Raw genomic sequence first — 20659 nt, 5'->3', positions numbered from 1 at the left:
TGGGTGAGGGAGTCTCGGTACGGGCCGCGGTTGGGGGTGCGGTGGTGGCGGCTGGGTGCTGGGGTGTTGTTGGGGTTGGCGTGTGGGGTGAAGTGGTCGGGGTTGTATTTCGTGGCCGCGTTCGCCCTGCTCACGGTCCTGTTCGACGTGGCGGCGCGGCGGGCGGCGGGGGTGGCGAGTCCGTGGTGGGGGGCGTTGCTGCGTGATGTTGTGCCTGCGGTGTGGGTGTTCGTGGGTGTGGTGGTGGTGGCGTATCTGTCGACGTGGTGGGCGTGGTTCGGCAGCGAGACGGGGTTGGACCGGCATCTGGTGGCGACGTCCGGGGGTGATCCGGTGTCGGTGGTGCGGGGGGCGCTGGGGTCGTTGTTCACCTATAGCGAGCATGTGCTGCGGTTCCACAGCGAGTTGGTGACCAAGCCGGGTTCGCAGCATCCGTGGGAGTCGAAGCCGTGGGCGTGGCCGATGGGGTTGCGGCCGATGTTGTATTACTACGACGGGTCGACCACCGGGTGTGGGGAGACGCGGTGTGTGTCGGCGACGATGTTGATCGGGACCCCGGCCTTGTGGTGGCTGGCGCCGGTGATGCTGGGGTGGGGTCTGTGGCGGATGGGCGCGCACCGGGACTGGCGTTACGCCGCGGTGGTGACCGCGTATCTGGCGGGGTTGCTGCCGTGGTTTGTGAATCTGGACCGGCAGATGTATTTCTTCTACGCGACCCCGATGGCCCCGTTCCTGGTCCTGGGCATCACCTTGGGGTTGGGGCATTTCCTGGGGACCCGGGACATGGGCCCGGAGCGGCGGCGCAACGGGTTGCTGGTCGTGGCGTTGTATGTGGGGTTGGTCGTGGCGAACTTCGTCTGGCTCTGGCCCATCCTCAACGGCGACTCCATCACCGAATGGCGCTGGCAGGCCGAACTCTGGCTCCCCTCCTGGCGCTGACGACCGCCCGCCGGTCGCCGACGACCGGTCGGGCGGTCCGCACCTCGGCGGCGACGCGGGCCAGGTCGCGGTCCTCGACGTCGCTGCTACCGACAGGCCGGTAGCGGGGCTGAGTGGGCGCGTGGTTGCGGTCTAGGCCGTAGATGACCAGGGCGGATAGTGCGACAAGAACGAGCGCGGTAGTCATGGCGCTAAGTTTGCGTCGCATCATTTCCTGCCAACAGTGGCAGTTCTGACCTTGTGCGACAAAATCCTGCCAGCTACCGTTCGGGGATGCTGAAGACAGTGGCCGCCGTCCTGATCGACGGCGTCGCCCCGTTCGAGTTCGGCGTCGTCTGCGAGGTGTTCGGCATCGACCGCACCGACGAGGGCGTGCCGCCCGTCGAGTTCCGGGTGTGCGGCGAGGCCGCGGGCCGCTCGGTGGCCACCGGCGTCGGCGCGCGGCTGACGCCTGAGTTCGGCCTCGACGGCCTCGCCGACGCCGACCTGGTCGCCGTCCCCGCCGCGGGCATCCGCGACCACTACCCGCCCGCGGTGCTCGACGCGCTGCGCACGGCCAACACGCGCGGCGCGACCCTGCTGTCGGTCTGCAGCGGCGCCTTCGTCCTCGGCGCGGCCGGGCTGCTCGACGGCCGCGAGTGCACCACCCACTGGCGCCACGTCGCCGACCTCGCCGAGCGCTTCCCACAAGCCCGGGTGAACCCGGACGTGCTGTTCGTCGACGAGGGCGACATCGTCACCAGCGCGGGAACCGCGTCAGGCATCGACGCCTGCCTGCACATCGTGCGCCGCGAACTCGGCTCCGCCGCGGCGACCGCCATCGCCCGCCGCATGGTCGTCCCACCCCAGCGCGACGGCGGCCAGCGCCAGTTCGTGGAACTGCCGATCCCCGAGTGCGGCAGCGACAGCCTCGAACCGGTCATGCGGTGGCTGCTGGAGCACCTGGCCGACGAGCACACCGTCGCCGACCTCGCCCGCCGCGCGGGCCTGTCCGAGCGCACCTTCGCCCGGCGGTTCGTCGCCGAGACCGGGACCACCCCGCACAAGTGGCTGACCACGCAACGCGTCCTGCACGCCCGCAGGCTGCTGGAGGACACGCCGATGACCGTGGACGAGGTGGCCCGGGAATGCGGTTTCGGCAGCGCCGCCCTGCTGCGCCACCACTTCCAGCGACTCGTCGGCGTCGCCCCGACCGATTACCGGCGAACGTTCGCCAACCGTCCTGCCTGAGTGATCTTGCGGGTAAGTTTCCCCACATGGACGCCCTGCTGACCGTGGAAGACGAGACCGGCGACGCTGTCGGCTCCCTGCTCGCCTGGCTGAAACTGGAAGACGCGCTGCGCGGCCGGGTGCGCCTGCGCCAGGCCGCCCCCGCCCCCGGCCAGATGGGCGCGATCTCCGACACGGTGACCGTCGCGGTCGGCGGCGGCGGCGCGGTGACCGTGCTGATCAGCTCGATCACGACCTGGCTGCGCAACCGGCGCTCGGACGTCACGATCAACCTGACCATCGGCAAGCGCAAGCTGATCATCGACACCAAGCGCGTCAAGGCCGACCCGGACAGCGTCCGCCTGCTCATCGACACCGCCACCGAGGCGCTGCGCCAAGAAGACCCCGATGCGACTGGCTGACCCGAGACGGTCCCGGATCATCCTGGTCGGCTCGGCGCACTACGACGACCCCGACCTGGACGACCTGCCCTCGGTGCGCAACAACGTCGCCGACCTGGCCGCCACGCTCACCGATCCCGCGCTCGGGTCCATCGAGCGCTGCCACACGTTCCTCGACCTGACCTCCGACCGCACCGCGCAGATCGAGCGGCTGGCCCGCGATGCCGAAGACCTGCTGCTGATCTACTTCGCGGGCCACGGCCTGGTCGACGACGAGGGCCTGCTGTCGCTGGCCATGAAGAACACCGAGCGGGAGTTCGCGGGCTACAACGTCTGGCAGATCAACCAGGTCCGGTCCGCGCTGCACAACAGCCCAGCGCAGACCCGGGTGCTGATCCTGGACAGCTGCTACTCGGGGCGGGCGCTGCGCCAGATCGGCCTGATGGGCACCGCGGACGAGCAGATGGAGGTCGAGGGCGTCTACACGCTGACCTCGTCGCCCGCCAACCAGCCCTCGGTCGCCCCGCCCGGCGAGCGGCACACCGCGTTCACCGGGGAGCTGATCACGCTGTTGCGCGATGGCGTCCCCGGGGCGGGCGAGCTGCTGTCGATGGGCACGATCTACCAGCAGCTCAACCGTCGGCTGCGCGGCAAGAACCGGCCGATGCCCAAGCAGTACAACAGCGGCAGCGCGTCCAGGCTGGCGCTGGTGCGCAACCGGGCGCACCAGCCTGCCGTGCCGACCGAGCCGTTCCAGCCGCCCGAGTGGCTCAGCCTGCGCCGCGACGTGCTCGACGGCTCCCGCGACCTCGACGTGCGGGTCGACGCCATCACGGGCCTGGTCACCCTGGCCAAGCAGGACGGCGACGTGGCGGCCGAGCTGACGTCGCTGGCATCCAACGGGACCCTGCCGATCCTGCTGCGCGTCCACTGCGTGCACGAGATTGGCAAGACCCTCGGCGAACGCGAGGCCGTGACCACCCTGGACACCGTCGTCGGCGCCGGGCGGGGCGCGGTGGCGTGGCGGCGGCTGCGCCGGTTCGTGGACCTTCTGGACGACGACAGCGCGTGGTACACGGAGATGGCGAAGAACTGGGACATCGACCCGGTGCTCGCCGAGGACGACCCCGATCGGCTGTGGAGCCTGCTGATGGCGATGATGCTCGCCGAGTGCGGGCTGTCGCTGACCGGCAAGCTGCGCGCGGCCCAGGAACTGGCCCAGCTCGGGCGGCCCGGCCAGGCCCGGCACCTGCTGCGCGCCCTGCTGCTGGACCGGCGGGCGAGCGCGCGGGACCGCGAGCGGATCACCGCGGCGTTGGCGGGCTGATCAGTTGCGGGGAAGCAGCCGGTAGACGCGGTCGGGATGCGTTGCCAGGTGCGCCAACCGCGCGCCGAGTTCCGGCGCGACCTGGGGAACGATCACGGGCGGGGGTTCCGCAACCGTGGCGGTTTCCGGAACCACGGGGGGCTGCCCGGCTCCGAACAGGAGGAACGCCGCCGACGCCGCCATCGCCACATAGGACACGATCACCAGCACGACAAGCGTGACCTGCAACCAGTCCCCTGGATTCGTGGTGTTGAGCAACACCACGAAGTATGTGCCGAGGCCACCGCTCAACAGAGAGATGCCGCCCACCACGATGACGGTGTCTTGGGTCTCTTGAGACTGGTCCCTGAAGAAAGTCTTGAAGAAGCCGTAGACCACCAGCGGCCCGACAGCGAAGAAGCCGAGCACGATCAGCAGCGCCAGCAGGACCCAGGCCACGCCCCTGACGTCGAAGGTCTCGGCGACCACCAGCGACGTCACCGCCAGGGACACGCCCGCGCCCGCCGTGGCGCCGAGCACGCGCGGCGGGTTGTCGAGGGCCGCGTCGAAGTCACGTCCCAGCGGTGTCGCGGCGAGTCCGCCGGTGAGCAGCGCGGTGGCGGTGATGCCGACCGCGGGAGCCCACCCGGCCCCCAACGGGAACACACCCCACACGATCAGCCCCATGAGCCCGATCGCCGCCGCCGCCAAGCCGCCCGCGTACGGCCCTTCTTCCGCGCCGATACCGCCGACAAGGCCGACGATCACGGCCAAGCCCACGAGCACGGCCATCCCGATCGCGATCCAGACCACCACGGTGTGCAGCTCAGGGGGCAGCCACCCCTTGATCAGTTCGGCGACCACCGCGCAGGCCAGGGCGAACAGCCAGAAGGCCACGCCCCACTCCTCATTGGCCGCGATCAGGAAAACCAGCGCGCCGATGGCGATGAGCGCGATCGACGCGCCGGTCACGTAAGGCAAGGACGCCAAGGGAAATATTCCGTCCCTGTGGTCCGCGGACGGCCCGGTCGTGACCGCGGTGAACCACCCGGTCTTCTCGGCGAACAGCCCGGCGACACCCGCCAGCACCAGCAGGAACCCTATGGGCACGGCCACCTCCCGTTCGTCGCGCTGATCAGTATGACCGCGCGTGTCCAGTTGCCCACCAGGCCGGGGCGCGCTAGATTTCGGAACAGTTGTTCCGAGTTTGGAGGTGGCGGCGTGCGGGTGCGGCGAGTGCGCGCGGAAAGCGGCATCGACTGGCAGGTCCACCGGGACGGGGACTGGGCAACCGTGCCCGACTCCCCGCTGGGGTTCGAGACGCCGTTTCGGCCGGAGTGGGAACTGGGGCTGCACGACGGCGAGCTGCTGCCGTTCCAGCCGGTGTCGTTCCGGGACTTCATGCTGTTCGAGCGGCACAACATCGACGCCGCCCGCGGCTGGCTGAAGCGGTTCGGGCCGACGGCGGCGGTGGCGGTGACCTCCGCCTACGAGAAGCTGGCCCGCCGCCCGTTCCCGCTGTTCCGGCCGAACAAGCTGTGGTACCGCCAGCCGATCTACTACATGGGCAACACGCTGACCTTCCAGCCCAGCGGCGCCCCGGTGCGCACCCCGTCCTACACCCGCGCCCTGGACTACGAGCTTGAGCTGGGGTTCGTGCTCAAGGAGCCGCTGCGCGACGCCACCCCGGCCGAGGCCGAGCGGGCGATCGGCGGATTCGTGGTGCTCAACGACCTGAGCGCGCGCGACGTGCAGATGCCGGAGATGCGCAGCGGGTTCGGGCCGCAGAAGGCCAAGCACTTCGCCAGTTCCCTGTCGAGCACCGCGGTTACCGCCGACGAGGTAATGCCGAAACTGGACCAGTTGACGGGCACCGTGCGCATTAACGGCGAGGTGGTAGCGCGGCCCACGACAGCCGGGATGCGCCACTCTCTTGGCGAAGTCCTCGCGCACGCCTCGCGCGACGAGCGGCTCCTGCCGGGCGAGCTGTTCGGCACCGGCACCCTGCCCGGCGGCTGCGGCATGGAGACCGGCCACTGGCTGCGGCCCGGCGACCGGCTTGAACTGGCGATCGAGGGCGTCGGTGACATCCGGCACGACATCCGCTGACGAACCGATGGGCACCCGGGAACGCAACCGCGCGCTGGTCCGCGAACGGCTGCTGGACACCGCGGAGCAACTGTTCGCCGACCAGGGCTTCGCCGCGGTGAGCGTCCGGGATATCACCGCGGCGGCGGGCCTGCGGCTGGCGGCGGTCAACGACTCCTTCGGCAGCAAGGAAAACCTGTTCCGGCAGGTCATCCTGCGCCGCGCGGAGGTGCTCAACGCGGAACGCTCCGCCGCCCTCGACCACCCGCCCCGGTCGGCGACCACCGCCGAACGCCTCCGGTGGTGCGTCGACGCGTTCGCCCGCCCCTACCTGGTCCACGGCTACCTGGTCCACAGCGCCGAGAGCGAGGGCTGGCGCAACTACATCCGCCTGGTCGCCCAGCTCACCCCCGCCCGGCAGCGGGTGCTGCTCACCGTCGCCGACCAGTACAACCCGATGGCCACCCGGTTCATCGCCGCCCTCCGCGAGACCCTGCCCGGCTGCGACGAAGCACGGCTGCACCGGGCGTACGAGTTCATGGTGACCTCGACGCTGACTTTCTTCTCCCCCACCCACCGCCTCGACATCCTCACCGACGGCGAGGTGCGATCCGACGACGTGGCCGCCCACTACGACATCCTCTTGGACTTCCTGACCGGCGGCTTCTTAGCCCTGAAAGGCACCTCATGAAGACCCCTACCGTCACCCAGGTAGCCGACAACACCTACCTGGCCTCCGGCACCGCCGTGAACTGGACCCTGATCACCGACGGCGACGCGGTAACCCTGATCGACGCGGGCTTCCCCGCCGACCTACCAGCGGTCGAGGAATCGCTGCGGATGATCGGCCACCGGATCGAACAGGTCGCGGCCATCCTGATCACCCACTGCCACGTCGACCACATCGGCTCCATACCGGGCCTCCTCCGCCGCGCCGACATCCCCGTTCACGTGGCACCCCCGGAAGTCGGCTTCGCCCACGGCGACTACAGGGAACAGGCAGGCCCCCTAGACGTCATCCCCAACCTCTGGCGCCCCGGTTTCCTCACCTGGACCATCCGAATCGCCCTGGCCGGAGCCATGAAGCACGTCCGCGTCCCCACCGCCACCCCCTTCCCCCGCGACGGCGCGCTAGACCTGCCCGGCAAGCCGGTTCCGGTGCCCACCCCCGGCCACACATCCGGACACTGCTGCTACTACCTGCCCGACGTCGGGGTCCTAGCCACCGGCGACACGCTCGTCACCGGCCACCCGACTTCCCAGACAAGCGGCCCACAACTGCTCATGCCCATGTTCAGCCACGACCACCCAGCCACCGTGGCCGCCCTGGACACCCTGGAACCCCTCGCGGCGGACACCCTGCTCCCCGGCCACGGCATCCCCCACCGCGGCGACATCCGCACAGCCGTGTCCCAAGCCCGCGAACGCCTGGCCACCCACTAACCCACTGCCCACCAGGGCAATTGTTCAACAATCCAACGATTCAAGAAGTCAACTGACCAACAAGACAACAACCAGCACCCAAAAGCCGCCAGGTGCTCGATGGGGTGGAGTGGTTTCTTCTGGGGAGAAGGAAGATCGCCAAGCTGGCTCCGCACGTGTGCGGCCGAAGGCTTCCCACCCGTCTTTCACACGGCGATCTTCCTTCGCAGGGGCCCCGAGGAAACCACTCCACCCCATCGAGCCAACCCGCACGAAGCCCCACGCAGCCAACCAGCACACACCTCAGCGCATAGGCCGAGTCCGGTCGACATCCTCAATGTCCTTGCGCCGCACAATCTGCGTAACCGGCCCAGTCTCCGTGTGCCCCTCACGAGCCAGCCAGTCGCTCAACTGCCGAGCGACCGCAGCCAGCGTCGGCCGACGCCCCGGATCAGCATCCAGCGAAGCCATGAGCAACCGCCGATGCGCACTCCGCAGCGGAAGCTCCGACAACGGCTCCCCCTTAGCCGCCGCCATCAGCGCGGCCATAGCGTTCTCCCGGTTGCCACGCGGCGGCTTACCGGTAAGCGCATAGCTCACCGTGGCCGCCAGCTGCCAAGCATCCGACGCCGGAGTGGCGTTCGCCCCCGCGGCGGTCTCCGAAGCGAGAAAGTCCGGAGTGCCGACCATCATGCCGGTCGCGGTCAGCGTGGAGTCCCCCTTGGACCGGGCAATGCCGAAGTCGATCAGGTGAGCGTTGCCGTCCGGGTCGATGATGATGTTCGACGGCTTCACGTCCCGGTGCAGCACGCCCTTGGCGTGCGCGGCGGACAGCGCCCCCGCCATGGTGATCCACAGCCGGGCCACGGCGACGTCGTCCAGCGGCCCGCCGGAGGTGACCCGGTCGGCGAGCGGCTGGCCCTCGATGTACTCCATGACCAGGCCCAGCCCGTCCGGCTCGGACACGATGTCGTACACCCGGACGCAGTTCGGGTGGTGCACCGCGGCCAGGGCGCGGGCCTCGCGCAGCATCCGCTCCTCGGTCTCGGCGTCGGGCGCGTGCGCCATCTTCACCGCGACCGTGCGGTCGAGCTGGGTGTCGACGGCGAGCCACACCGTGCCGAATCCGCCGTGGCCCAGGGTGCGGACCTTGCGGAACCGGTTGCCGGAGAACTTGATCGGCGGGGGCGGCGGGGTGGCGCCGCGCGGGGTGAACGGCAGCGGGCCGGGGTCGGCGGCGAGCCGGGCGAGCGCGGCCCGGTCCGGCTCGGGTTCCCCCACGAGGGTCGGCGGGACGTACGGCGGCGGTTTGCGCACCGGGGGCTGCTGCGGCACGGGCGGCGGCGGCACGTACTTGGGCACCGGCTGCTGGGGCACCGGCTGCGGGGGCGGCGGGGGCGGGTACGCCGATGGGGGCGGCCCGGACGGCTCGGGCTTCTGGTAGCGGCGCTCGATCGTGGCCCAGCTCGGCGGCCCGATTATGTACACCGGGATCAGCCCGAGCACGCTCACCGGCAGGACACCGATCCACAGGTGCGTCAGGGTGTTCGCCTCGACCGGCAGGCTCAGCACGGCCATCAGCGCGAACGGCACCCAGATGAGCCTGCTCGGCCACTTCGGGCCCCGGCGCATGGCCGCGCGCGCCTGCAGGATCACGAACAGCAAGCAGATGGCGGGCAGCAGAACCAACATGCCCAGGCGCAGCAGGTACATCGGGAAGGTCTCGTACGGGTGAAACAGCACCTCGTAGGCGTTGGGCCTGCCGCCGAGGTAGTCGCTCTGCTGCCCCACCCAGCAGTGCTCCTCGCCGAACGACCTGGTCTCGGCTCCGGTGAGGGTGACCGCGCCGTCGTCGGCGAAGACGCTGCGGTAGACGCCGTTGATGCCGTTGAACAGCAGCCACGGCAGCAGGAACGCGGTGATCCCGCCGATGGCGCCGAACACCGTCAGCGTCACCGCGTTGTAGGTGTTGCCGGTGGCCTTGCGGACAATCGCGATCACCAGTGTGCCCAGCACGGGCAGCAGGGCGACCAGCGCACCGGCCATGCTCGTCGCCCACACCCAGTCACCGGGGCAGAGGTCTGGCCCGAAGACACTGTGCGCGAAGGACAGCAGTGAAGCCGCGAGCTCGAGCACCGCGTCCACCAGCTCCTCTCTCAACCAGCCGATCGTCCATGAGACCAGGCGCGGGCGCGCCTGGATCCAGACTATGTCGAGCTGTGACCGAAACCGGTCGTTTATCCACAGGACGTCACATGGGCGGCGGAGGTTGTCCACAGGCCACCGATGCGGCCGGACCGAGATCGTCGGTTCGGTGGCAAGGTATCGGTGAGGGGTGAGCGACGGTGACGGGAGGCTGGAAATGGCACGAATGGGCGGTTACGCCGAGACCCACCAGCGCAGCCGTGCCGACCGCGATGGGTTCTGGCCTGCGGCGGCGCGGCTGGTCGAATGGACGCGGCCGCCCGCCCGCGCCCGGTTCGCGGGCGTGCTGGCCGGGCTGGGGGTCGGCAAGGGCGACCGGGTGATCGTTTCCATGCCGATGGCACCGCAGGCTGTGGTGGCCATGCTCGCCTGCGCGGTTACGTCGGCCCCGTCGCCGCTTTCCGCGACGCGTGGGTGGTCGACGCCCTCCCCAAGACCCGCAGCGGCAAGACCCTCCGCAAAACCATGCACGGCATAGCCGACGGTTGCCTGGTGATCGCGATTGGACGAGCCCGTTCCTTCGACAATCGAGGACCCCGCGGTCCTCGACGCCTTACGCTCGATCCTCCGCGCCCGCTGACCGGCCCGCCCTGAGGAGCACCGGATGGACCGAATGCCCGTCTCGTCGTCCACCGTCGCCTCGGTCGGCTACGACGCGACCCGCAGGATTCTGGAGGTCGAGTTCCGCAACGGCGGCGTGTACCAGTACCTCGACGTCCCCAAGAAGGTCTACTGGCAGTTCGTCTCGGCCAAGAGCCCCGGCACGTATCTGAACGGGGAGATCAAGGACGCCTACGACACCCGCAAAGTCACCTGACCCAGCGAGGACCCCGCGGGCGGTGCCCGCGGGGTCCTCGCTGGTCGGTCGAGTCAGGCCTGGTTCTGCTGCTGGGCGGCCGCGACCTGGGCGCGGACCTCGTCCATGTCCACCGCCTGAACCTGGGTGATCAGGTCTTCCAGGGCCGGGGCCGGGAGGGCGCCGGGCTGGGCGTAGAGGACGACGCCGTCGCGGACGGCCATCACAGTGGGGATGGAGGAGATGTTGAACGCCTGGGCCAACTGCTGCTGGGCCTCGGTGTCGACCTTCGCGAAGGTGATGTCGGTGTGCTTCTCCGACGCCGCGTCGTAGACCGGCGCGAATTGCCTGCACGGGCCGCACCAGGACGCCCAGAAGTCGACCAGTACGGTTCCGCCACCGCCCACGACCTCGTCGAAGTTGTCGGTGGTCAGTTCGACCGTCGCCACGTGGCCTCCTCAGTCCGGGGCATTGCGTTTCGCCCCGTCCAACGAACCGCCCGCCGTGAACATTCCCACCGACTGCTCCGATCCGCGGCCCAGAATGTTCCGGATCGCGGTCACCGCGCGGTCGTAAACGCTGTCGTCGCCGGTGAGCACGCTGTCGCTGTTGGCGGCCCTGGCCACCGCGTGGATCTCGAAGACGACCTGGGCGGCGTCGGTGTCCTCGGGCAGGTCGCCCGCGTCGACGGCCTCGGTCACCAGGCGGGTGAGGACGTCGTTCCACAGGTCGTGGCAGCGGGCGATGGCGTCGTGGACGCGGCCATCGCGGGCCTTGAACTCGCCCGCGACCGCGGCGAAGAAGCAGCCGCCGGGGAAGACGCGGGAGCGGAAGTACTCGATCCACAGTTCGCACACCCGCAGCAGGCGAGGCAGCCCTGTCCGCACGGCGAGAGCGGGCCGTAAGACGCTCTCGGCAAACACTTCTTCCGCGTAGCCGATAGTGGCCAGCTGGAGGTCTTCCTTGGACCCGAAGTGCGCGAAGATGCCGCTTTTGCTCAGCCGCAGTTCGCTCGCGAGCCTGCCCAGAGTCAGCCCGTCAAGCCCCTCGACCGAGGCGATCTCAGCCGCCCGGCTCAGGGTGAGGCGCCGGGTCTCCGCGCCGCGAGCGAGTCTGCCGTCCACGAAAAACAATCTAGACGATCGTTCGGTCATCTGAAACTATGTGACCGATCGTTCGTACACATTCTGGGGAGGACCACGTGGACATCCGAGAGCTGGACCGGCGGGCCGTGGAGTCGACCGGCCGGATCATCGACGCGCTCACCGACGAGCAGCTGGACGTGCCGACGCCGTGCACCGAGTGGGCAGTGCGGGAGGTCATCGCGCACATGGTCGACAACCACGTCAACTTCCTGCGGAAACTCGCGGGCGAGGCCCCCGCCCTCAGCGGCGACCCCCGGGTCGACTTCCGGGAGACCGCCGCCGCGCTAGCCGCCCTGGCCGACAACGACGAGGTCTTGGCCGCGCCTTACGAGATGCCGATAGGCACGGTCAACGGCCGGATAGCGCTGTCGATCCACTTCAACGACACGCTCGTGCACGGCTGGGACATCGGCACCGCTGTCGGCGTGGACGTGCGGCTCGACGAGGACCTGGTCGAGGCCGCGCTCGGCTTCATCTCGACCTGGCCGGACACGCCCGAGGTTTGGGGGCCAGGCAAGGCGTTCTCCGCCCGCCTGCCGGTGGCCGACGACGCATCGCCGCAAGAGCGGCTGCTCGCTCTTACCGGCCGGTCGCCTGCCTGGTCAACTGTCTAGTCGCCGGTAAGCGGTCACGGTGACCGAGCCGGTTACCGTGACCGGCTCGGGCAGCGCCGCGATGCGCTCGCCGAAGGCGTCTGCCGCCGCGTGGAACGCGCTCGGGCCCATACCGACCAGGGCTGCGACGTCGCGGTGCGGCAGCGCCATCGGGAACTCGACCGTGACCTGGCCGTCTGGGGCGAAGTGGGGAGCGAGCTTGGCGGCCACCCGGTCCTGTTTGCCCTCCTCGACGGTGAGCAGGCCCATCGTGGCCACCAACTCGGCGAGATGCCGGGCGGTCGGCGCGACGACGAGCATCCTGCCCTGGGGGTGCAGGACGCGGCGGACCTCGGCCGGGTTGCGCGGTGCGAACACGTTCACCGCCAACCCGGCCGAGCCGGTTCGGATCGGCAGCGGCTGCCAGGCGTCGCAGAGGACCGCGCCGAGCCGGGGGTGCGCGCGGGCCGCCCGGCGCAGCGCGGGCTTGGCCGCGTCGAGCGCGATCCCGGCCCGGTCGGGCCAGGCGTCGAGGATGGCGGCGAGGTAGTGCCCCACGCCCGCGCCGATGTCCACGACGCAGCCGGGCGCGGGCTCTGCGGCCGCGACCAGCGCGCGCACGATGGGGGCGTAGTGGCCCGCGCCGAGGAACGCGGCGCGGGCCTCGACCATGGCGGGCGTGTCGCCGGTGAAGGTCGGCGCGCCGCGCAGGAGGCTCACATAGCCCTGCCGGGCGATGTCGAAGCTGTGCCGGTCGCCGCAGCGCAGGGCGCCGCCGTCGATCACGAGGCCGTCCCCGCAGTGCGGGCAGACCAGGTACGGCACGACGTCGGCGAGCATGGGGGGACCCTACGACAGCGACGACGAGGCCCCCGGACGATCGGATCGTCCGGGGGCCTCGTCGGGGGTGCTCAGGAGCGGCGCAGCAGGGCGTTGCGCAGCCTCGGGGTCAGCAGGACCGCGCCGCCGAGGACGAGGGCGGCGGCGATGAACGCCAGCCAGCCCACGTTGGCGCCGGTGTCGGCGAGTTCGCCGTCATCGCCAGCGCCCACGGCCGCGGCGGCGGAGGTGGTTGTGGTGGTCGTGACGGGCGCCGACGCGGAGGTGGTGCCGCTCGGCGTCGTGGGCTCGGTCGGGACGGTGACCTCGGGGGCGGACGTCGTGCTGGTGGGGCTGGTCGGGGTGGTCGGCTCCGAGGTGGTGGTCTCGGTGTCGCCCTCGGCGCCGCAGGCGAACCAGTGGCTGATCGTCGCGGGCTTGCCGCTGTTGCCCGCCAGCGGCGAGCGCAGGTCGAGCCCGTCGCCCAGCTTGTCGGCGTCGTACTTGTTGTAGGCGTCGCCACCCTTGACGATCACGCCCGCGAGGTCGACGTTGTCGGGCACGTCGGTGATGTCGAGGTAGGTGTTCGTGGGGTCGGCCGTGGCGGTCACGGTCACCCGCACGCTGCCTTCCCACAGCTTCGGGCAGTCGTCCCGGTCGCCCTCGGACTCGACGTTGCCCGCGTGCACCGTCGCGCGGGGGTCGTCGGAGACTGGGTCGCCTGGCGTCGCCGACGCGCTGAGCGGCAGGAAGGCGAACAACGCCGCCGTGCTGACGGCAACCCCGAACGCGGCCATGGACGTGCGCATATGAGCTCCTGGACTGGTGACGATCCCCCGATTGGGCGCACAAGGATTTACACCCTGTGGAGTGACCACGTCCAGTCGATCAGCCAAATGGGGACATACCGTGACTCTATTGCTACTGATTCCTCATTCGTGAAGGTCATTCACGGCGTCGCCGATCGCCCGGTGAAACGTCGGATACGCATAGATCATGTGCCGCAACCTGGCCACCGGCACCTCGCCGTGGATCGCCACCGCCAGCGCCCCGAGCACTTCCCCGCCCGTGGGCCCGACCGAGGTCGCGCCGACGAGAACGCCCTGGTCGGCGTCCTCGATCAGCTTGATCAAGCCCTCGTTGCCCACCTTGTGGATCCAGCCGCGCGAGGATTCCGGAATCCGCGCGAGACCGACACGCACGGCCAGCCCCGCCTCGCGCGCCGCCGCTTCGGTAAGACCAACCGAACCAACCTCTGGGTCGGTAAATGTCACACGGGGAACGGCGCGATAGTCGGCTTCGGGGCTGTCTTCGCCGAGGATATCCGCGGCCGCGATACCCGACTGGTACATCGACATATGGGTGAACGCACCCTTACCGGTGATGTCACCGATCGCCCACAATCCGTCGGCCGCGCGCATTCGCCCGTCCACCGTGATCCCGCGCGCCGACTCGTCCAGGCCGAACGCGCCGACGCCCAGCGCGGCCAGATCGGTCTTGCGGCCCGCCGCCACCAGCACCTGGTCGGCGGTCACCGGCTCCGCGCCCTTGATCTGCAGGGTGAACCGCTGCCCGTCGTAGTCGCAGGCGGTGATCTTGACGCCGGTCTTGACCAGGATGTGCTCCGCGGCGAACCGCTCGGCGAGCAGCGCGCCCGACTCGGGCTCGTCCTGGGGCAGCAGGCGCTCGTTGGACTGCAACAGCGTCACCTTGGCCCCGAACCGGGCGAAGACCTGGGCGAACTCGCAGCCCACCGGCCCGCCGCCGATGACGATCAGCGACTCGGGCACGACCTCGGCGCGCACCGCGTCCCGGTTCGTCCAGACCGGGGCGTCGGCCAGGCCGGGGATCGGCGGGACCGCCGGGTCGGTGCCGGGGTTGACCACGATGCCGCGCCGGGCCCGGACCGCGCGGTCACCGTCCGGCCCGGTGACGACGAGTTCACCCGGTGCGGTGATCTTCGCGCGACCGCGGACGAACTCGACACCCTCGGCGACCAGGCGGTCGACGGCCACCCGGTCGTCCCAGTCGTCAGTGGCCTCGTCCCGCAGGCGCGCGGCGACCGGAGCCCAGTCCGCGCGCACCTCGGCCGAACCCGCCAACTGCGAGACCCGGCGGGCCTCGGCGAGCGAGTCGGCGGCGCGGATCATCATCTTCGTCGGGACGCAGGCGTAGTACGGGCACTCGCCGCCGACGAGCCGGGACTCGATACCCGCCACGGACAGCCCGGCCCGCGCCAACCGGGTCGCCAGGGCTTCCCCGCCCGGTCCCAGCCCGACCACCGCGATGTCGACCGTGAGCACGTCGTCAGCCAAGACCATCAACTCCTCGAAGCGGTTCCTGCCAACACCTCAGCACGGCGCCCGCGCGCACGCAGGGCCAGGGTCGCGATGACCGGGGTGAACACGAGCGCGGCGAGCACGTAGGCGTTGCCGAGCAGCGCGTGGCCGGGCGACCAGTGCAACTCGACCTTGGCGCCGCTGGGGACCATGCGGAATTGCCATCCGGTGAACACGAGGACGAGCACGCCGAGGGCTGTCCACGACCAGACAGAGGCGAGGCGTAAGAGGAACCCGGCCAGCGGCACTACCCACACCCAGTGGTGCGTCCACGACACCGGGCTTACCAGCAGCCCGGCAAACGCGGTGACCAGCAGCGCGCCCATGCTCTCGCCGCGCCGGTCAAGCCGGTGGACCACCAGCGCGGCAACGGCTAAGACGAACAGGGCGACCACAACGTAGAGCAGGAAAGCGCCGCGGCCTTCTCCGGTCGCCCGCTGGAGCAGGCCGTTGAGGGACTGGTTGCCGAACCACGAGTTGGTGGTGGCGTCGTTGCCGTCGACCAGCGCCTCGGTCCAGAACCGCACGGTGTCACCCGGCAGCGCGGCGGCGGCGAGCAGGTTGAGCGCGGCGAACGCCCCGAGCGCGCGCCCGGCGTCGGCCCACCGCCGGGTGACCACGAGGTGCGCTACGAAGATCAGCGGCGTCAGCTTCACCGCCGCGGCCAGGCCGATCAGCAGCCCGGAGGCCTTGGCGCCGCGCAGCAGCAGCACGTCGACGACGACCATCGCCATCAGGATCAGGTTGACCTGCCCCAGCCCCAGCGACCGCCACACCGGCTCCAGCGCGAGCACGGCGAGGAACAGCGCCGCGAACCGCCAGCCCTGCCGCAGCGCGCCGGGCAGGCTCGCCCGCAGGACCACCCCGAGCGCCAGGGCCGACAGCGCCGCGACCGCGCCCCACGCGAGTTGCGCGGGCAGCATGGTCAACGGGACGAACACCAGCCCCGCGATCGGCGGGTAGGTGAACGGCAGCGGCGGCGCCCAGACCTCCCCGGTCGTCAGCGGCGCGTACAGGGAGTCACCGTGCAGCAGGGTGAGCGCGCCCGCCCGGTAGACCGAGCTGTCGACCCCCAGGCCCCATCCGGCCAGCCAGTACGCCACGGCCAGCCCTACGACCCCGACCATCAGCCCGGTCACGACGACCGGCACGCGCCGTGTGTCTCCCCCCATGCGCGTCACCCTATCGGCGCAGCGCCACCCGCGATCGTGGAACTGTCCGGGGAGTTCAGGCCAGCGCGCGCAACCGCCGGATCCGGTCCGCGTGCGCGGGGTGGCTGGCCAGCATCCGCGCCCGCAGGGGCCGCCGGGAGCCGTGCGGGTCGGCGGCGAGCCAGCCGGACAGCACCTCGATCAGCGCAGGCCCATAACCCAGCGTGGCGGCGGTGCGGTCGGCCCGGTACTCGCCGAGCCTGCTCGCCCAGGCCAGCAGCGGGCTGAGCAGCGGCATCAGCACCAGCCACGGGTTCAGCAGCACGAGCCCGAACAGCAGGATCAGCGCGATCAGCACCGAGGCCAGCCCGGCCGCCGCGCTACCGAAGCGCAGGAACACGCGACCGACGAACAAGACGAGCCGCATCGCCAGGCGCACCACCAGGATCGACCCGCGCGCGGGCAGTTCGTACCACCAGCCCAGCAGCGACACCCGGGCGTGCCCGGACAGGTGGTGCCCCAGTTCGTGGGCGAGGATCGCCTCCAGCGACCGCCCCGGCAGGTCCAGCGCGCGCCGGGTGACCGCCACCGTCCGCCCACCCGCGGCGAAGGCGTTGAGGTCGCGGGACTGCTCGACCCACAGGGTGTACCGCCCCGGGTCGGTCCCCGCCGCGGCGCACACCGATCGCCACAGCGGTTCCAGCCGCTGCCGCTCGCCCACGGTGGGCGCCCGCATGGCGAACATGGCCCCCGCGAGCACCTTCTCCACCCACGGCACGAAGGTCAACGCCCCCGACGCCACCCACGCCACCACGACGACCCAGGCCCCCCACTCCGGCGAAGGCCACACGACCCGCGCCAGCACGGCCACCACGACCAGGCTGCTCAGGAACGCGGGCAACGCGAACACCGCGCTCATCACCGCCGACGCGTCCGGCCCCCGCCGAACCGGCCCAGCGGCCCCGCCCCGCGGAATCCAGGTCTCCCCCACCGCAACTCCCACACGCGTGTCGACGCCAAGGCCCCCCAACCTTGGCCTCTCCCCACCCCCGCTGTCTACGACTGGATCTTGCCCCGCGGACATCTTCGGAACCCGAGAAACAGCCGCGGAATCCCGATAAGGAAAAGAGTCATCGGCCCGGAAAAACGCGCTGGGTGGGTCGCCCGCTTGAGCGACCCACCCAGACACTGTGGTGTTACCGAATCGAACGCCGACCGTCAGTGCCGGAAGTCGGTCACCGTCGGGAAACGGTGAATCACCCGAGCGCGCCGACGAACTTCCAGAACGGAAGGTTATGCGTGAGCTGGTAAGCGCCCAAGCTGAAAGTCGCGGGTGAGCCACTGGGGTTCAGGTTGCGGTACGGCGTGCTGAAAACGTTGAAGGCAGGCCATGGGGGAACCGCGGCCCCCCGGTTGGGGTTGCCGGTGGCGGCGAAATTGCCCCAATAGCCCATCATCTGCGTGGAAAGCGCCCGCTGCGCGTCGTTCAGTAGGGGGGTGCTGGGCATGGTGAGCAGGTACTGGATCTCACCGCCGTGGTACGCCCCGATCCGCAGGTCCGTGAGCGCGGGCGAGAGTGGCGCGTCGGCGTCGGTGAACTCGTACGCGTAGGTCGGTGTGCGGCCGCTGATGGCCTTGGCCACCCGGTCGGTGTTGAAGGCGAACCCGGTGTCGGTGATGATGGCGCTCAACGCGTTGACCGGTGTGCCGTAGCGCTGTGTCGAGTAGATGCCCGCGATCGTGTTCGCCGCCGCCTCGGAGCCGGTCATGGCGACGAGAAGCTTGCGGTACTCGTCTTCGGTGATGCCGCGCGGGCCGTAGGCGAGGTAGGTGAACAGGCGCCCCTCGTCGCGGTTGGTGCCGAGCATGATCGGCATACGGTGGAACTTGCCCGCTTCCATCCGGCCGGCCGGATCTCCCGGCAGCACGGCGCCGTCCACGACGGGGCCCCATCCTTCGGCGCTGAGCAACGGGTTCTCGTCGCCCGCGGGGCCGAGCAGGTCCTTGACGTCCTTGCCGCGCAGGCAGTCGATCTGCGCAGGACCGTCCGGGCAGCCGAGCTTCGCCGCGAACTTCTGGCTGCGGGCGTACTTGTCTGCCACGGGTTTGCCGCCGGGCCGGGCGAACGCGCAGGCGCCGCTCTGCATGACCGCGCGGTGGAACAGCCCCTCAGCCCTGGGTGAGGTGAGGTTGACGCAGACGCTCGCCGCGCCTGCCGACTCGCCGAACAGCATGACCCGGTCGCGGTCGCCGCCGAAGTTCTCGATGTTGCCTCGGGTCCAGCGCAGCGCGGCCTGCTGGTCCTGGATGCCGAAGTTCAGCGCCGGGTCGGCGGCCGTCAGACCTGGCAGCGCGAGGAAACCGAGCGCGCCCAGCCGGTAGTTGGTGGTGACCACGACACTGTTGGTCTTGTCGGCCAGGGCTTCGGGGTCGTAGAGCGAGCCGCCGCCGATGACGAAGCCCCCGCCGTGCAGCCACACCATGACCGGCAGGTCGGCGCCTGGGCGCGCGCCCGCCGGGGTGTACACGTTGAGGTACAGGCAGTCTTCCGCGGTGGAGCCGGTCGGCGAGCCGCCTGCCGGACTGGGGTTCTGCGCGCAGAGCGGCCCCGGGCTGACGGTGTCGCGGACACCGGACCAGGACGCGGCCTGCTGGGGCGCCCGCCACCGAAGTTCACCCACCGGCGCCTGCGCGAACGGCACGCCGAGAAACGCGCGGCCCCGCTCGCCGACGACACCGCGGATCATGCCCGCGTCGGTGCTGACCACACCGTCGTCCGCGCCGTCTCGAACCGCCGCCCCCGCGTCCGGTGCCACAACGGCAAGCCCCGCGACCGCCACCACCCCGGCAGCCAACCCGGCCAACCGGCCGCCCAACATCTTCATCCGCGCCACGACGTTCCCTTCTCATTCCCTGACCAAGGGCACACCGCGACCTCCCCGCAGCCAAGCCCACCCCAAACCCTGGCCCACACCCCCCACCCCCGCCATCGGCCGAAATGCGTATTAGCCCACGTATCCACCCCACCCCCACCCCAACCCCCACACCCCAACCCCAAAAAACAAAAAAGGCCACCCATCACCACAGGTGGCCACACACGCCAAACACCCCAAGCCCTAACTCAAAACAACCCTCTCACACAACCCACCCAAAGCCCCCCAACTCCCCCTGACTCCCCCAACTCCCCCTAACTCCCCTAACTCCCAACCCTCTAACTCGCCCCCCCGAATCGGGAGATAACGCACCGTGGGGGTCTGGGGGGTCGCCCCCCAGATACAACAACGGCCGACCCGGCTCACGCTTTCCGTGAGCATGGGTCGGCCGAGGCCGTGGAGCTGAGGGGAATCGAACCCCTGACCTTCTCGATGCGAACGAGACGCGCTACCAACTGCGCTACAGCCCCGAAGTCGTGCTCGCAGAGCATATCAGCACGCTCGCGCGGCCCCGAAATCCGGGGGGTGGTTCACTCCCCCACGGCTCGGCGGTAAGCCTGCGCGCCTGGCTCGCCGAGTTCGTCGAACCAGGGGTCTTCGTCGTCTATGTCGACCACGACGGCTCCCGGGTGGACGACGCGGGGGGTGACGGTGACGGCGGGGTGTTCCCGCTGTGGCGGCTCGTCGTCTTCGTAGGTGTCGTCGGCGGGGCGGGCGTGGGAGCGGCGGACCGAGTTGAGGCGGGCGAGCCTGCGCTGCCTGATCTCTTCCTCGATCCGGACCTGCCTGCGGAGGTAGGTGAGGTAGCCGACCAGGCCGATGTCGATGGCGCCGTGCGCCCACCAGAGGGTGGGCATGGCGACGCCTGCCATGACGGCGGTGACCAGCGCTCCGATGATCATCAGCAGCACCACGCGCTGGCGGAACGAGTACTTGGCGCGGGCGGCGCGGGCGGCGGCGTCCGGGTCGAATCCGCCTCGGCCGGGGCGGTAGCGGCGGGGCTCGCCGGGGACGGCGGTGAGGTCGTCGACGTGGTCGTCGTCGGGGTGGCCGTCCAACTCGGCGGCCACGCCGTCGGCGTCGCGCATGGCGAAGTCCTCCCGGGAGTCCTCGGCCTCCTCGCGGAGGTCGGTGTCCTCGTCGTCCAGGTCGTGGGAGCTTCCGCTGCGCACGACCCGCGCGGCCAGGGCGGAATCGGCCGTCCTGGCGATTTCCTGGCGCTTGCGCACGACCATCGGGACGAGGACGACGAGCCATGCGACGACGAGCGCGACCACGATCAACGAGCTAGGCATGTCCCGGCACCTCCCCCT

At 70.3% G+C, this 20659-nt stretch carries 21 protein-coding genes, 1 tRNA gene and 2 pseudogenes; 11 read left to right on the top strand and 13 right to left on the bottom strand.

Annotation, left to right across the window (positions count from 1 at the left end; genetic code table 11):
- The coding region (locus BLS56_RS19965) for a dolichyl-phosphate-mannose--protein mannosyltransferase (protein WP_407640538.1) at positions 1 to 939 on the top strand (939 nt) is incomplete at its 5' end.
- Here BLS56_RS19965 and BLS56_RS30745 read toward each other — a convergent pair.
- Positions 890 to 1126, bottom strand: a complete 237-nt coding sequence (locus BLS56_RS30745) for a hypothetical protein (RefSeq protein ID WP_139190830.1) — start codon at positions 1124 to 1126, stop codon at positions 890 to 892. The genes BLS56_RS19965 and BLS56_RS30745 overlap by 50 nt on opposite strands.
- An 86-nt stretch (positions 1127 to 1212) precedes the next feature.
- On the opposite strand from BLS56_RS30745, the gene BLS56_RS19960 reads away from it, so the two are divergent.
- Genes BLS56_RS19960 through BLS56_RS19950 form a run of 3 tightly spaced genes read left to right on the top strand, consistent with a single transcriptional unit; the run spans position 1213 to position 3876 of the window.
- The gene (locus tag BLS56_RS19960; protein WP_091453109.1) at positions 1213 to 2169 is read left to right on the top strand and encodes a helix-turn-helix domain-containing protein; all 957 of its coding nucleotides are present in this window, start codon (positions 1213 to 1215) and stop codon (positions 2167 to 2169) included.
- A gap of 26 nt (positions 2170 to 2195) precedes the next feature.
- Entirely contained in the window at positions 2196 to 2570 is a 375-nt protein-coding gene (locus tag BLS56_RS19955; protein ID WP_091453106.1) for an effector-associated constant component EACC1, read from the top strand.
- Complete coding sequence (locus tag BLS56_RS19950) at positions 2557 to 3876, top strand: caspase, EACC1-associated type (protein WP_091453103.1); 1320 nt, start codon at positions 2557 to 2559, stop codon at positions 3874 to 3876. The genes BLS56_RS19955 and BLS56_RS19950 overlap by 14 nt, the downstream gene beginning before the upstream one ends.
- Here BLS56_RS19950 and BLS56_RS19945 read toward each other — a convergent pair whose 3' ends face one another.
- Complete coding sequence (locus BLS56_RS19945; RefSeq protein ID WP_139190828.1) at positions 3877 to 4965, bottom strand: hypothetical protein; 1089 nt, start codon at positions 4963 to 4965, stop codon at positions 3877 to 3879. It abuts the gene before it with no gap.
- A 111-nt stretch (positions 4966 to 5076) separates the two neighbouring features.
- On the opposite strand from BLS56_RS19945, the gene BLS56_RS19940 reads away from it, so the two are divergent.
- Genes BLS56_RS19940 through BLS56_RS19930 form a run of 3 tightly spaced genes read left to right on the top strand, consistent with a single transcriptional unit; the run spans position 5077 to position 7386 of the window.
- The gene (locus tag BLS56_RS19940; protein ID WP_091453097.1) at positions 5077 to 5964 is read left to right on the top strand and encodes a fumarylacetoacetate hydrolase family protein; all 888 of its coding nucleotides are present in this window, start codon (positions 5077 to 5079) and stop codon (positions 5962 to 5964) included.
- A 7-nt stretch (positions 5965 to 5971) separates the two neighbouring features.
- Positions 5972 to 6634: a TetR/AcrR family transcriptional regulator gene (locus tag BLS56_RS19935; RefSeq protein WP_091453096.1), complete on the top strand. Its 663-nt coding sequence runs from the start codon at positions 5972 to 5974 to the stop codon at positions 6632 to 6634.
- A complete protein-coding gene (locus tag BLS56_RS19930) occupies positions 6631 to 7386 on the top strand; it encodes an MBL fold metallo-hydrolase (protein WP_091453094.1) in 756 nt (251 codons plus the stop codon). The genes BLS56_RS19935 and BLS56_RS19930 overlap by 4 nt, the downstream gene beginning before the upstream one ends.
- 282 nt (positions 7387 to 7668) lie before the next feature.
- Here the strand turns inward: BLS56_RS19930 and BLS56_RS19925 are convergent, their stop codons facing one another.
- Positions 7669 to 9411: a serine/threonine-protein kinase gene (locus BLS56_RS19925; RefSeq protein ID WP_407640542.1), complete on the bottom strand. Its 1743-nt coding sequence runs from the start codon at positions 9409 to 9411 to the stop codon at positions 7669 to 7671.
- Between the two features lie 316 nt (positions 9412 to 9727).
- Between BLS56_RS19925 and BLS56_RS33070 the strand changes: the two are divergent.
- The 3 genes and pseudogenes from BLS56_RS33070 to BLS56_RS19915 all read left to right on the top strand — a co-directional run.
- Positions 9728 to 9898: pseudogene (locus BLS56_RS33070) on the top strand (acetyl-coenzyme A synthetase N-terminal domain-containing protein); the annotation flags it as partial.
- Positions 9899 to 9933: 35 nt separating this feature from the next.
- A pseudogene (locus tag BLS56_RS32385) lies at positions 9934 to 10150 on the top strand (AMP-binding enzyme); the annotation flags it as partial.
- Between the two features lie 24 nt (positions 10151 to 10174).
- Entirely contained in the window at positions 10175 to 10387 is a 213-nt protein-coding gene (locus tag BLS56_RS19915) for a KTSC domain-containing protein (RefSeq protein ID WP_091453090.1), read from the top strand.
- A 53-nt stretch (positions 10388 to 10440) separates the two neighbouring features.
- On the opposite strand, the gene trxA is transcribed toward BLS56_RS19915, so the two are convergent.
- Both trxA and BLS56_RS19905 read right to left on the bottom strand, forming a co-directional pair.
- Positions 10441 to 10815, bottom strand: a complete 375-nt coding sequence (trxA, locus tag BLS56_RS19910) for a thioredoxin (RefSeq protein ID WP_091453087.1) — start codon at positions 10813 to 10815, stop codon at positions 10441 to 10443.
- A 9-nt stretch (positions 10816 to 10824) separates the two neighbouring features.
- Entirely contained in the window at positions 10825 to 11490 is a 666-nt protein-coding gene (locus BLS56_RS19905) for a TetR/AcrR family transcriptional regulator (RefSeq protein WP_228771776.1), read from the bottom strand.
- Positions 11491 to 11567: 77 nt separating this feature from the next.
- Between BLS56_RS19905 and BLS56_RS19900 the strand changes: the two genes are divergently transcribed.
- Positions 11568 to 12125, top strand: coding sequence for a TIGR03086 family metal-binding protein (locus BLS56_RS19900; protein WP_175482936.1), 558 nt, complete (start codon positions 11568 to 11570; stop codon positions 12123 to 12125).
- Here BLS56_RS19900 and BLS56_RS19895 read toward each other — a convergent pair.
- The 8 genes from BLS56_RS19895 to sepX form a co-directional block, all read right to left on the bottom strand.
- Positions 12114 to 12944: a putative RNA methyltransferase gene (locus BLS56_RS19895; RefSeq protein ID WP_091453079.1), complete on the bottom strand. Its 831-nt coding sequence runs from the start codon at positions 12942 to 12944 to the stop codon at positions 12114 to 12116. The two genes, BLS56_RS19900 and BLS56_RS19895, sit on opposite strands and share 12 nt — an antisense overlap.
- Before the next feature lie 71 nt (positions 12945 to 13015).
- Positions 13016 to 13732, bottom strand: coding sequence for a hypothetical protein (locus BLS56_RS19890; RefSeq protein ID WP_091453077.1), 717 nt, complete (start codon positions 13730 to 13732; stop codon positions 13016 to 13018).
- A gap of 123 nt (positions 13733 to 13855) precedes the next feature.
- The gene (locus BLS56_RS19885) at positions 13856 to 15238 is read right to left on the bottom strand and encodes a dihydrolipoyl dehydrogenase family protein (RefSeq protein WP_228771775.1); all 1383 of its coding nucleotides are present in this window, start codon (positions 15236 to 15238) and stop codon (positions 13856 to 13858) included.
- A 5-nt stretch (positions 15239 to 15243) separates the two neighbouring features.
- Entirely contained in the window at positions 15244 to 16434 is a 1191-nt protein-coding gene (locus BLS56_RS19880) for a glycosyltransferase 87 family protein (RefSeq protein ID WP_091453072.1), read from the bottom strand.
- A gap of 55 nt (positions 16435 to 16489) precedes the next feature.
- Positions 16490 to 17404: a M48 family metalloprotease gene (locus BLS56_RS19875; RefSeq protein ID WP_091453069.1), complete on the bottom strand. Its 915-nt coding sequence runs from the start codon at positions 17402 to 17404 to the stop codon at positions 16490 to 16492.
- Positions 17405 to 17669: 265 nt separating this feature from the next.
- Positions 17670 to 19298: a carboxylesterase/lipase family protein gene (locus tag BLS56_RS19870; protein ID WP_228771783.1), complete on the bottom strand. Its 1629-nt coding sequence runs from the start codon at positions 19296 to 19298 to the stop codon at positions 17670 to 17672.
- A 445-nt stretch (positions 19299 to 19743) separates the two neighbouring features.
- Positions 19744 to 19816 (bottom strand) — tRNA-Ala (locus BLS56_RS19865).
- A 60-nt stretch (positions 19817 to 19876) separates the two neighbouring features.
- Positions 19877 to 20641, bottom strand: a complete 765-nt coding sequence (sepX, locus tag BLS56_RS19860; RefSeq protein ID WP_091453064.1) for a divisome protein SepX/GlpR — start codon at positions 20639 to 20641, stop codon at positions 19877 to 19879.
- Positions 20642 to 20659: the final 18 nt, after the last annotated feature.

Origin of the sequence: Actinokineospora iranica, assembly GCF_900101685.1 — a bacterium.
GTDB lineage: Bacteria > Actinomycetota > Actinomycetes > Mycobacteriales > Pseudonocardiaceae > Actinokineospora > Actinokineospora iranica.
The sequence above is the reverse complement of the archived record's forward strand: the minus strand, read 5'-3'. Positions and strand labels throughout refer to the sequence as shown.